This is a genomic window from Pelagicoccus sp. SDUM812005 (genome assembly GCF_031127875.1).
GTDB lineage: Bacteria > Verrucomicrobiota > Verrucomicrobiia > Opitutales > Opitutaceae > Pelagicoccus.
This window is the reverse complement of sequence record NZ_JARXIA010000027.1, coordinates 49,467-62,601: the sequence shown is the minus strand read 5'-3', so window position 1 is coordinate 62,601 and position 13,135 is coordinate 49,467. Positions and strand designations below refer to the sequence as shown.

General features: G+C 59.2%; 5 protein-coding genes. 1 reads left to right on the top strand and 4 read right to left on the bottom strand.

Annotation, left to right across the window (positions count from 1 at the left end):
- A complete protein-coding gene (locus QEH57_RS22765; protein WP_309009104.1) occupies nucleotides 1-3,858 on the top strand; it encodes an ATP-binding protein in 3,858 nt (1,285 codons plus the stop codon).
- Nucleotides 3,859-3,894: 36 nt separating this feature from the next.
- Here the strand turns inward: QEH57_RS22765 and QEH57_RS22760 are convergent, their stop codons facing one another.
- The 4 genes from QEH57_RS22760 to QEH57_RS22745 all read right to left on the bottom strand — a co-directional run bounded on the left by QEH57_RS22760 (nucleotide 3,895) and on the right by QEH57_RS22745 (nucleotide 13,030).
- Nucleotides 3,895-4,938, bottom strand: coding sequence for a LacI family DNA-binding transcriptional regulator (locus QEH57_RS22760; protein ID WP_309009103.1), 1,044 nt, complete (start codon nucleotides 4,936-4,938; stop codon nucleotides 3,895-3,897).
- A 166-nt stretch (nucleotides 4,939-5,104) separates the two neighbouring features.
- On the bottom strand, nucleotides 5,105-8,107 hold the full coding sequence (locus QEH57_RS22755; RefSeq protein WP_309009102.1) for a TonB-dependent receptor: 3,003 nt from the start codon (nucleotides 8,105-8,107) through the stop codon (nucleotides 5,105-5,107).
- 320 nt (nucleotides 8,108-8,427) lie between these two features.
- On the bottom strand, nucleotides 8,428-10,536 hold the full coding sequence (locus QEH57_RS22750) for a sialate O-acetylesterase (protein WP_309009101.1): 2,109 nt from the start codon (nucleotides 10,534-10,536) through the stop codon (nucleotides 8,428-8,430).
- 19 nt (nucleotides 10,537-10,555) lie between these two features.
- Complete coding sequence (locus QEH57_RS22745; RefSeq protein ID WP_309009100.1) at nucleotides 10,556-13,030, bottom strand: glycoside hydrolase family 3 N-terminal domain-containing protein; 2,475 nt, start codon at nucleotides 13,028-13,030, stop codon at nucleotides 10,556-10,558.
- Nucleotides 13,031-13,135 lie beyond the last annotated feature (105 nt).

The window sequence follows — 13,135 nt, the reverse complement described above, 5'->3', positions numbered from 1 at the left end:
TTGCACCACTCGAGACAGTTCCTGGCGGGATCCCTGGCTATAATCCTATTCGAGCTGCTCGCCGTCGCCCTCATCTCGGCGACGGCTGCAGCCCAAGAGAGCTACGTCCCCAGCGTTCCGGATCCCATCCGCGAACCTTGGAGATGGCGCCAGTTTTCCTACCTGCAAAACGTCGGGCTCCGCGACGGGACGGAGGACAGCCAAGGGCGCATCTGGTTCGCTGAAGACCACGGCGTGATCGTCTACGACGGGCTCGACTGGAAAAAGTACGGCACCCAGGACGGCCTCAGCGGCGTGCCCGTCAACGCCATCAAGGCCACCTCCGACGGCCATCTCTACGCCGCCTCCGACCAAGGCATCGACCAATTCGACGGCGAAGGCTGGCAAAAGGTATTCCCCTTGGGCAGCGATATCCCCTGTCCCGTCAACTCCTTCACCGAATCCGCAAGCGGCGGCATCTGGGCGGCCACCGCTTGGGGTGCCCTGCGCCTCGCCGAAGGCCAAGAGCCCACCCTCTACTGCTCCGAGCTCGCCTACGCCGCGCTCAAGCGTCTGCTGCCGGGCCTGAACGCCCGCATCGTGCCGTCCACCGGACTCGCTCGCGAAACCTGGGCCAGCAGCCTCGGACTCCGCGCCTTCTGGGGCGAATCTCTGGGAGCCACTCGCGGCAACCAATCCTACCTCGTCTGGGCCACCCACCCCGGAGGCCCCGCCGAGGCGGTAGGAATCCAAGCCGGCGACCTCATCCGCGACCAAAGGGCCGTGCAGATCAATTTCATCGACGTCGTCTTCGCCGAACCCGGCACCCGCGTCGACGTTGCCCTCACCCCCTTCGACTCCCCCGTAGCCCAGACGCAACTCTCGCTCGTCACGGAAAACCTGCCCGGCGGCGTCGACACCTTCGCGATTTCCCAAATCCTGGAAACCACCGACGGCGACCTCTGGTTCGCCCACCAGTCCGGCCCCCTCTCCCGCTACCAACCAAACCTTGGCGACCTCGGCGATCCCGCCGCCTGGACCTTGTTCACGAACGAGCAAGGCCTCCGCGTCGGACGCTCGCCGCGCCTGCTCGAAGCCGACGACGGAACCATCTGGAACATCTCCAACGATCGGGCCGCCGGCGGCGTCAACCGCTACCGAAACGGCAGCTGGTCCCATTTCCGCCTCGAATCCCTTCCGAACGGATCCGACAACAGCACCTCCATTATCCAGACCCAAGACGGAACCATCATGATCGGCGGCTTCAAGCTGCACGTTTTCAAGGACGAGACCTGGAGCGTCTACACCGTGCGCGACGTGCCCATGCCCTTCCACCGCACCCGACTCCTCGAGACCCGCAACGGACAGATCTGGATCATCGGACTCGGAGAAGAAGCCAGCTTGCTCGACTGGGGAAACGAACGCTGGAGCAGCTACGAACGACTCTACTTCGAGTGCGAAGACTCCCAGGGCCGCACCTGGTTCATCGAGCAAGACGGATCCGCCGTCGCGCACAAGGACGGGAACTGGACCCGCTACGACCTCCGCGACATCGGCATCGAACAAACCCGCCGCATCGCCCCCTCGCGCAGCGGCGCCCTCTGGGCCACCGGAGCCACCGAGCAAAAGCTGGCGATCGCTCGCTTCGACGAAGCGAAAGAACAGTGGGAACTCCTCCACCAAAGCTCCCTCACCTTGGACAGCCCCCGCCACAACGCCTTCTTCGAAGCCGCCGACGGCTCCCTCTGGTTCGGCAGCCGCATCGGCGTCGTGCACTACGACGGCGAGCGGTGGCACAGCTACAAGCAGCCCAACACCCCCTACCAAGTCTACGCCATCACCCAAACCAGCGACGGAAGCATGTGGTTCGGCGGAAACCACCTGCGACGCCTAACCGACGGACGTTGGGAATCGGTCAACGAACCCATCGAACTCGCCTCCTGGATCGAAGCCATGACCGTCGACTCCCACGGGGACCTCTGGATCGGAACCCGCTCCTACGGCCTCTTCAGGCGCGAAGGCGAACGCTTCGTGCGCTACGGCGTGGAAGACGGACTCGCCAGCAACAGCATCTCCTCCCTGCAGGCGCTCGACAACGGAGGCCTCATCGCCCGCACCCAAAAAGGATTCAGCCGCTTCGACGGACGGGACTGGGCCCCGCGCATCCTCCCCCTCAACACCAGCGGCCAACAAAAGGACACCAACTTCGCTCTCAACGAAGCCGGCTACCTCTGGTTCAACCAAGACGAGCAGATCGCCATCCGCTACAAGACCGATAGCGACGCGCCGGACTGCTGGATAGAATCCGCTCCCGAAAAGATCGCTCCTCCCGGAAACGTCACCTTGAGCTGGGACGGCCTCGACCGCTGGGAAAACACTCCTGCCGACAAGCTGCAGTTCTCCTGGCGCATCGACGGCGGCCCTTGGTCCCGCTACTCCACCGACAAAAGCGTCACCCTGCTCGAGCTGGACACCGGCGAGCATACCTTCGAACTCAGAGCCCGCGATTGGGACTTCAACGTGGACTCCACCCCCGCCCTCACCACCTTGACCGTCATCCCTCCCATTTGGCGACAAGGCTGGTTCCTCAGCATGCTCGCCCTCTTTCTCGGCATCATCGTCATCCAAGCCAGCCGCATCCTCAACCGAGACAAGCGCCTTCGCGAAGCAAGCCACACCCTTGAGACCCGCGTGCAGGAGCGAACCCGCCAACTCGCCGAAGCCAAAGAGCGAGCCGAAGTCGCCAGCAAAGCCAAGAGCGACTTCCTCGCCGTCCTGAGCCACGAAATACGCACCCCCCTAAACGCCATCCTGGGCTTCGCGCAGCTCATTCCCCTCGAGGACGACAAGGAGAACCGAAAACAATACATCACCAACATCCGGGACAGCGGCGAGCACCTGCTCGACCTCATGGACAACATCCTCGCCTATACCAACATAAACAACGAATCGCCAAGCATTGCTCCCGTATCCATCACCCAACTACTCTCCGAAATCCATGAAAGCTTCAATCGGCAAGCTACCAAGCGCGGCCTTGCCCTGAGCCTACAGCTTCCGCCTGCCCCGGTCCCCCGATTCCTCACGGACGATGCAAGGCTGCGACAAGCGCTCGCCAACCTGATCAGCAACGCCATCAAGTTCACCGAAGCTGGAGAAATCCGCACCGTTCTCAGCGTCGAAGAAAGCGACTCCGGCGCGAACCTTCGCGCCGTAACCATCCAGATTACGGATACAGGGATCGGGATGAGTCCCGCCGACGTCGAACGAATCTACGAGCCCTTCAAGCAAGCCGACTCCTCCTACAGCCGCCGCTTCGAAGGCGTCGGGCTCGGACTCTCCATCGTCAAGCGAATCGTCGACAGCCTAGGCGGCAGCCTCTCCTGCTCCAGCCAGCCCGACCGTGGCACCCAATTCACCATCGCCCTGGAACTCCCCGTCGTCCAGGAAAGCGAGCCTCCCCCTCCTCCACAAGACCAGCCCCCGCCCGCATCCATCCACGCCCCTATCCTCGTCGTGGAAGACGACACCAACAACCAGCTGGTCATCGGCAGCATGCTAGACCGCTTCGGCCTTGCCTACGAGATAGCCGACCATGGTTCGGAAGCCCTCGATTTTCTGCGAGCCAAGGACTACTCGCTCGCCCTGCTCGATATCCACCTTCCGGGCATCGACGGCTTCGAAGTTGCCCGCAGCATCAGAGACGGAGCCTGCGGGGAAGGCAAGAAGGAGCTCTGCTTGATCGGACTCTCCGCCCTCGAAACGCTGGAAGACCGCAACAAAGCCCTCGCCGCAGGCATGAACGACTTCATCTCCAAACCGGTAAAGCTGCAAACGCTCAACGACACCCTCTCGCGCTACCTCAGCGTCCCCCAACAATAAGCGCCGCGTATCCAGTTTTCCCTACACGGACTGGCATCAGCGATTCGGCGGCATGGAACGCCCCTCTACCCATTCTCCGAGCACCTTCAATACCTTTGGCTCCTTGGGCAGCCCTCGCTCGTTGCTGTTGATGCGGCTCGCCACCAAATCCACTGCTGCAGCTCCTACCAGATCAAACCTCTGATCAATGCCAGCGTAGTCGTCTCCCCCGAGCTCGCCGGGCAACCAATCGAAAAGCGCAAACGCGACGTCCTCCGGAATCCGGAGGCCAGATTCCAAGGCGAGTTCCAGAAAATAGCGGTCTCCCACGATCGCGTCCGGTCGCGTTTGCTTAAACCACCGCTTCAACCGCTCTCCCTCCCCCAGCGTCTCGTCGAACTCGAAAAACGGAAGGTCCTTCCCAGCTCCATGCATTTCCCTGTCCAGCAGGTAAGCCGCCAGCCAACGGCCTTGGGTACGGTCGTTGATACGCCCACAAAGTCCGCATCCAATTCTTCGATACCCCAACTCCCGCGCCCTTGCAAAAGCGAGGGAAGCCGCTTGGAAATGGGATACGACCGAACGGTCCAAGTACCTTCCGCAATCCACCGAAAATCCAATCCCGGCGACCGAAAACTTGTCCCAATCGAGTGAATACTCGTGGGAATCCGGCGGATTCACCACGTCGACGCTCGGAACTAAAACCGCCTGAATTCCCCGCTGGTAAAGCACCTGGGACACCCGCTTGTAAGATCCGCCATACTCGAACGGCATGAAGTCTTCCACTTTGAAGCCAAGCTGCTTGGCCCGACTCTCCACTCCTTCCCGATAGAGGCGATTCGCGATGTGCCCCGTCCCCCACTTCCGGTCCTGAAAGGCGGGCGGCACGATCGCCATGATGGAGCGGTTCTCGTGCATTCGCCGACGTCTCACATCCGACATCAAGGCGGTCACCATGGGATTCGCGTTGTAGCCATGTTCCTTAGCCAGCTTCACCACCCGTTCCCGGGTCTCTACCGACACCCCTGGAGCATTGTTCAACGCTCTGGAGATAGAGGTCCGGGAGACTCCCGCTATCGCTGCCAACTCACGTATCGTCATCTTTTTTCAAATACAGAACCACCCTGCCAGATCGCAGGGCTAGGCGGCCATCCTTTTCGCTTCACAATACACCAATTCCTTCCGAGCCAAACCGCCTCCTAAACCGAAAAGAGCGGCCCTCCTAAGAAGGGCCGCCGCAGATTGTTACCAATGAAGCCCGAACCGCCTAGAACTTGTAGCGAACCGAGAGCTCCGTTACCGGCGGAGCGATCTTGCGCTGGCGGTAAACCAGCTCGTCGGTGAACACATTCACGAATCCGCCTGAATCGCGAAGATCGTCCTTGTTTTCCAAGTCCACCAGATTTCTGAAACGCAGGTCAAAGGTCAGGTTCCTCTTGTCGAGCTTGGTCTTGTATTGAAAGGAAAGCGTGACCGGATGTTGGGAACCGCCGATGAACTCGACGAGGTTCCCGTCTTCGTCCGTATCGAAGTCGAGATAGTAGTTGTCTCTCCACTGCCCCGAAAGCATCACCCGCAACTTCGGCAAGAAGAACTCCTTGCCGAACTGGTAGTCGAGCAGCCACTTGGCGCTGTAAGGACGGGCTCGCGACTCGTCCACGATCGCGTTGCCAGCGTCCTCCGCGATGATATCGAGGGCTTCGTCCAAGTACCCGCGCAGGTCTTCCTCCGCTTCCGGCAACTCCCCTTCCTCATAGTTCGGGTCGTTCTCCCAATGCTCCGCTAGAAAAGCCGCACGCTCCGCTTCCCGGGCTTCGGCCTGCAGCGTCATTTCGGTGAAGAGGTCCAGATCGTTGTTGGCGTCCACGTCGATGTACGACAATGCCAAGCGGGCCTGCAGGCCCTGGGTACGCTGCATGAGGAAGGTAACCTCAGCTCCACGCGAACGTTCGCTGGACTTATGAGTTCTCCACTCGTTGTTCAGCCCCGTTTCGATATCCACGAATCCAGGATCACCCTCGACAACGGGCGTATAGATAATCGTGCCGTCCGTATCAATGCTCAGCGTCGTATCGTTGTAGAGCAACTCCATCTCGTCGTGATTGTTGGCGCTGGCCACGGTAAAGGGCACGTTCTCGCGCTTAATATCATAAACCGCAGCCGTTACGGACAGCTTGTTATCCATGAAGTCGCCCTTCAGGCCGAGTTCCTTGGTAGATCCTTCCTGCGGTCCCAAGACATTGCCAAGGAAATCCACGCTGTCCTGCCAGCGGAAGGAATCGGAGACCGTAGCATAGACGTTATAGTTTTCGTTCACCTTGTAAACGAGGCCCGCGTTTCCCGTCGTCGCGGAGGCGCCAGCCGCCTCCAGGTAGGAATAGTGCTCCGGCGCCTCGTCCGGCGTGCCGAGGTTTACGTCCTGTCCCCAGTAAGCAGCTTCGCCATACTGGTCGATGGCAGCTTGTCGCAAGGAGCTGGAGCCAATATCGAGCAAGTCCATTCGCTTGAGGCGGAACTTGTCGTAGCGAATGCCCAGCAGGCTCCGCAGCCTGCCGTTGAAGTACGAACCGTTCGCAGAGAAGGAAGCGGACTTGGAATAGCGCTTGTCGTAGTAGGGCGATGTCTGCGGAGCGTAGTTCACCCAAATCGGCTCCATGATCCCTTCCACGTAAGGCAAGTTGTCGCGGTCGACCTGAGCATAGAAGTCGGGATCTCGCAGGTCGACCTCGGGATCGTCCAGGTAAGCGCGCACCGTGATGCGGTGACGCCCCTCCAAATCGGTCGTGTAATCATAGGTTCCGTCGCCATTGGAAGCAGCCGCTCGGTTGACCAAACGGGAGCGGAAGGAATAAGCGATCTCATCCTGGTAGTCGACGCTTCCCACCAAGTACTGCGACATCCAATCTCCCACATGCAGAGGGTAGCTGGCGGAAAAGCGGTAGGAGTTCACGTCGTTGCCGAAGACCTTCGAATCCAGATCTCCATCGGTATAGATCCGTCCGTCCGCATCGACCGAAAGGGTCGAACCGAAGCCGCCATCGTTGCGGTTTTGGTACTGCTCCTGGCGATTCATCGACAGCTGCAAGCTCAGGTCCCCTACCCGCTGGTCGAGCCAAAAGCTATAGTTGTTGATTTCACGGTTCAGGAAATTCCCCGTCCCATAAGTATTCACGCCATCCGACAGGCCGTCCAAGGTCAGCAGGGGCTCGTCGTCCCGATCGTAGACCAACGCGGTGGCGCCAGGCACCAAGTCCAGAGTGTTGCCGGTAGCAGCCCCGGAGCGATCCGAGCTGGCCAAGGTTACCGGCTCCAGGAAACCGCCCGCCCCGTCGGATTCGTAGAAAAGGCTATTGCTGCGAGACGAACCGCGATTCGCCAGGTCCCCGTCGGTCGTGTAGTACCAACGGGTGCTGGACGTGAAACCACGGCCATTCGCGGATACCTGCCGAATCCCGACTTGGTTGCCCGCCGCGATGCGGTTGTACTTCAAATCTTCAAACTCGAAACGGATCTCCGTTTTATCGAACGGCTTATAGGTCAGAGCCACATCGTAGCCCTGCAAGTCGTCCTTGCCAAAATCGAGATAGCTTTCCTTGGAACGCTTCACTCCATTGAGACGGATCGCCAGCTGGTCGGTAATCTGACGGTTGACGTCCACCGTATAGCGATAGCTCCCCTCGCTGTCGAAAGTCGTGCGAAACTCGGTCAGGTCACTGAACATGGCTCGCTTGGTGAAAACCGTGGACTGCCCACCGGGCGAGGCGTCGCCGAACATCAGGGAATTAGACCCTTTGTTCACGTCGATTCGGCTCACGTTATACGTATCCGTTTTAGCATACCACATGAAGAAGTTGCGAGAGGATTGGGCGTTTTCGCGTCCTCCAATCTCGAGACCACGGTAGGACGAACGATTGTCGTCCGTGCGCTTGTCGGCCTGGTCGATCGTGTCGAGGCCGGCCATGTAGCTGTTCGCCTCGGTCAAGTCCTCGATCCCGAGGTCGTCGATAAACTCTGCGGTGATCGGATCCACGCTGATGGGCACGTTCTTGAGAGCCTGGTTCGTACGGGATCCGGTAAGCGTGCTCCCCGCCCGCCAGCCTTGGTCCTTGCTAGCGTCGACGGTGAAGGGAGAAAGCTCAAAAATTTCCTGCTCCTCCGCTTCTTGAGCAAGGAGGGCGGGAACGAACAATCCCAGCAGCGTCACAGAGCGCAGAGGGATGCGAAGCGAGGAATGTCTTCGAGCAAACGGATGGTTTTCGAATAGATTCATGGGTGTGGGTACTTTTTTGGGTTTGATAAGGTTGTTGGCTGGTTAGGTGAACAAATCCTATCCCAAATACACGCGGCTCACCCTCGAGGTTGGTCAGGAGCATGACAGTCGAACAGTATCGAGATTCGCCGAGAAAACGGGAATAGAAGCCGACGCTCGACAGGAGACGCGAGGTAACTGGGGGGTAGTCTCCAAGTCATCATACAATGAGCATTTCGTCAAAGACGAGGGAACGTGACACGTTGCGTTCCTCCCTTTCAGGGGAGTCCTCAAGAATACTCAAACGGTCACGAAGGACCTGACCAGAGTTGATCGCCCCCTCAGTCCAGCAGCGGAGCGAGCGCTTCCGCGTAGCGTTCGCCCAAAGTCACGGCCGACGCCGTATCGAAGTGGGTCCCGTCCTGAGTGGACAAGCCTTTCGAGCTCGCTACCGCGCAGTTCGGGTACGACGCCAGCTTGGCTATCTGCTCGTTCACGGGACGCGAGCCTTCCACCTGCCCTGCCACGAACGGCAAGTCAGGCTGCTCCAAAGCCGCGCGCAAGCCATCCACCAGCTCCACCAGCTTCTCGTGGTAGAGCTCGTCCTTGCTGTTGCCTTCGCCTTGATGCCAAAGAATTCCTCGAAGCGTTCCTGCCTTAGCGGCGATCCGAGCTCGAGCGACCGCTTCCTCGAAGAGCACGCCGCCCTTCTCCCAAGCCTCGATCTTGGTTCCGCCCCGAGCGTTCACCACCAGACCGATGGACCGCTCTGGCCGCAACTCTCGCAAGCGCTTCGCAAAACCGTATCCCGGCCCCAGCCGCTGCATCTCCATGCGCTTGCGAACCGTGGAAAAGCGATTCAAGGGATTGTCCAACGGAACCCAACGCCCCTCGCTATCGAGTAGTCCGGCGCCGGATACAATCTCGTCGGCAAGATCCCCTAGCTCCGCTCGCCCAGCCATGTTCGACTGACCGATCAACAGGTACACGTCCATCTCTCCCTGGGGTTCCTCGATCGGATTCCCGTAGTAGCGGTTGTCGACGAAATGGTTGCGACGGCTCTCGCCTAGGTCGATGTAGGCCCCTTCGCTTCGGTTCACAACAATGTTCTCCCGATAGGTCGTACCTTCCGCCCAGGTCCCCCAGCGTTTGTGAAAAGCCAGTTTCGTATCCCGCTGGCGTTCGCCGAGCACGAAGGTGTTGCGGTAAAACAAGGTGTTAGTAGCGGAACCCGATACCCGCACCATGAACCGTCCTTCGCCTCCTTTGCGCTCCCGCTGACCGTCTTCCTCGAAGAGATTGTCGCGTACCACCGTCCCGTCGTTGAAACGTCCCGGACCGCCCGTCACCAGCATGCCGAAGTCGTTGTGATGCGAGTAATTTAGCTGGATGAGCGTATTCTTGCTGCGATAGTCGCTGTCGACCCCACCGGCGTCTTCGTCTCCTTCGTTGGCTTTGGTGTAGCGAAACTCGTTGTGCTGCCACACCGCTCCGTCCGTGTTGAAATTAAAGGCCGCATTGCCCGAGCCCTTGATAGCGCAGGCATCGAAGAGGTTCTTTTCCATCAGGGGATCTACCGCCACCCGAACGATCAGAGCATTGGCGCCGGTGCGGCGAAAGGTGTTTCCGGTAATCACCCAACCACGATTCGGCGTCCAGTTTTCAGTATCCGTCAGATCGCGCTTATCGAAGTCAGAAACATTGGATACACCGGTACGATCTACGTCCTGAATCGTACAGCCTTCGATTCGCACGTCGTCGAATCGCATCGGTACGCCGCTGCCATCGTCGTACACGCGAAAGAAGATGCCGCCATTGTGCTTGGTCTTCATGTTGCCGTTGACCCCATGGATAACAAGGTTGCGGAAACGGAAGCCCGAAAACGCTCCCTTGCCATTGTCGCCCTTCGCTTGCACGAGGATAGCTACTTTGCGAATACGCTCTTCCTCCATCGGAGCAGGCGTATCCACGTTCTCGTACAATTCGATATTGCGACGCTCCCAAGCCGACAGCGAAAGCCCAGCTTCCTCCTCGGCGTTGTAGTTGGTGATCTCCAAGTTTTCGATCCACCAATATTCCTGGTTGTAGAGTCGGATAGCGCTGCTGATCGTCTGCTCGTTCGCCTCATTACGATTCGTTCGCCCATCTCCCTCGATCTTCGGAGCGGGTCCCTCCCCGTAGGAGCTCAGCACGATGGGATCCCCCTCCTTGCCCGATCCTTGCGGCATGAAGCAACCGCTCCAAACGCCGCCAGATTTCAGCAGAATGCGATCCCCTGCCTCAAAGGTCATGGCGTTCACCTTCTCAAGGGTGCGCCAGGCGTGCTTCTCGCTCACACCGCTCGCTTCGTCGTCGCCATGCTGGGCATCCACGTAGTAATCCTTCGAATACAATGACGTAGCGAAGAAAGTTAGGACAAAGACACAGAGGATACGGGGATAAGCAAACATGCCAGCGAGTAGAAGGAACTTATTCTACAACTTCAAACGTTGATTCAGAGCGAATGTCTTCCGAGGAGCTTCCGGCCATCACCAGGAATTCCCCCGGCTCCACCACTCGCTCCATCTCAGGCCCAAGCAAACTCAGGTCCCGCCAATCCAGCTCGAACTCTACGCGCTGCGACTCGCCGGGCTTCAGCCGAACCCGCTCGAAACCACGCAGCACCTTGTCGTAGGTCGTTACCGAGCTCACCTTGTCCTGCAGGTAAAGCTGCGCCACCTCGCTGCCCTCGCGCTTGCCCACGTTGCGCAGCTCGAAGGCAACCGTGACTTTCAGATCGTCCGCCAGCTCCACTTTCCGAGCGCTAAGCTCCACTTCGCCGTATTCAAATTCCGTATAGCTCAAGCCATGGCCAAAGGGATACAGAGCGCCCATGATACGCGAATAGCCAAATCCGTTGTGACCATGCTTCCGGGGCTGACCCGCGTTGGAGGCCGGCTTGGAGGGAAACGCGATCGGCACCTGCCCCACCGTCTTGGGAACCGTAACCGGCATCTTGCCGCCGGGATTGTAGTCTCCCAACAAAATATCTGCCACCGCATCGCCGCCGAACTCTCCCGGGAACCAAGCTTCCAGAATCGCCGGCACATGCTTGTCCGCCCAGTTCATGGCCATGGGACGTCCATTCAGCAAAACCACCACCGTTGGAACTCCCGTCGCATGAATCGCCTGCAGCAATTTCAACTGGTTTCCGGGAAGCTGCAGACTGGTGCGGGAAACGCTTTCGCCCACCGTCTTGCCGTTGTCGCCAAGCACTACCACAGCGAGGTCCGCCCCCTTGGCCTTCCCGACCGCTTCATCGATCAAGGTCTGCTCGCTGGCGCTAGGATCCACGGGCAGGATTTCCGAATCGGGCCAACTGTCGTCCACCACTTCGCAGCCCTTGGCATGATCGACCGCCACGCCGGAGCCGAGCTTCGCCCGCAGGCCTTGGAGGATCGTTACGATATCCACGTTCGACGGACCATAGCGGCTGATCGAGCCGGACCCATCGTCCGCATTGGGACCGGCTACCAAAACGCGCTTCAAGATTCCCTTCTCAAGCGGCAGCAAACCGTCGTTCTTAAGCAACACGATCGACTCGCGAGAGGCCTGCTTGGATAGCTCGATATGCTCCGGAGTACGCACCTGAAGCATGGCTTCACCAGGATCACGATACGGCTGGTCGAACAGGCCAAGGTCGAACTTCACCGCCAACACCTCAGAAACGCGTTGATCGATCACGTCCATTGATATTTCTCCAAGCGCGATCGCTTCGCGCAACGGCTCCACAAACGACTCCGGCTTCGTGAAGTTCGTCCGCACGTTCATGCCGGCTTCCAAGCATTGGCGAATCGCGTCGCGATAGCTCGCGGCCGTACGGTGCTTGCGGAAGGGAAACTCCACCGCGTCGCTGTCGGAAACGACGTATCCATCGAACCCGAACTCGACACGAAGGATATCGGTCAAAAAGTACTTGCTGGTCGTGATCGGCTCTCCGTTCCAATCGTTGTAGGAACTCATCACTCCGCGACCTCCCGCTTCCTGGATCGCCACCCGAAAGGGCTCCAAGTGCAGGTCTCTCATTTCGCGCGGCGTCACCGCCGGATCGGTACGGGCATTCCCATCACGCCCGCCTTTGGGAATCCCGTAAACCGCAAAGTGCTTAGCCGTAGAAAGAACCCCTTGGCTCTGCAGACCGAGAACCATCTGACGCCCGTATTCGCCTACCAAATACGGATCCTCGCCATAACATTCCACGATCCTCCCCCAGCGCGGATCGCGCGGCAGGTCCAGGATCGGAGCGTAGATATTGGAGTATCCGAGCGCATACGCCTCCCGTCCTACCATCTCGCCAATCTCCCGTACGAGCTCCGTATTCCAGGTCGAACCGATCCCGATCTGAGCCGGCAAAAGCGTCGCCGAATCATGGCACAAACCGCGAATCCCCTCGTTGGTGAAATCGGCCGGCACCCCCAGTCTCGTTTCCTCGATAAAGAAGCGCTGCGTCGTATTAAACGCTTCGACGTGGTGATCGTATGGATACGAATGCTCGCGGGTCGATCCCTTCGCGATACAGCGAATGCTATTGTTCAAATGCTCGTCGATATTGCCAATCCCATCTTTCCAAACTCGATCCTTCCAACCGGGCGTGGGCAACGGATCGCTCAGCACGCGGCAATATCCGTAGAGCGTCACCAACTGGGCCGTCTTTTCCTCCACCGTCATCTGGGACAGCAAGTCCTCGACCCGAGCTTCCACCGGTTGGGCCTTGTCCTCGTACACGTCCCGATGGCCGTTCTTGTTCAAGTCGATCCAGCCCTCATGGTAAATATCAGCTGCGGAAGCCGCTCCCGCCAAGGCCGCGCCGGCGCTGGCCCCTAGCAGCAGATTTTGGATACACCTGAAAATCGAAGGTGAAGGAACCCTGCGCGCGAGGGCATCGAGACAATCGGTCAGTTTCATATAATCTGGGGTATATGTTAGGGCGAACGAGAGAGACACCGGTTGCATCTCCTCTCCTACAGCTCCGCTAGAGTCGCCTGCAGAGTCGCCCTGGGTCAATCGAGC

Bases quoted from the DNA above. Each gene is read 5' to 3' on its own strand.
- QEH57_RS22760 (WP_309009103.1), bottom strand. From the start codon at position 4,938: ATGACGATACGTGAGTTGGCAGCGATAGCGGGAGTCTCCCGGACCTCT.
- QEH57_RS22755 (WP_309009102.1), bottom strand. From the start codon at position 8,107: ATGAATCTATTCGAAAACCATCCGTTTGCTCGAAGACATTCCTCGCTT.
- QEH57_RS22750 (WP_309009101.1), bottom strand. From the start codon at position 10,536: ATGTTTGCTTATCCCCGTATCCTCTGTGTCTTTGTCCTAACTTTCTTC.
- QEH57_RS22745 (WP_309009100.1), bottom strand. From the start codon at position 13,030: ATGAAACTGACCGATTGTCTCGATGCCCTCGCGCGCAGGGTTCCTTCA.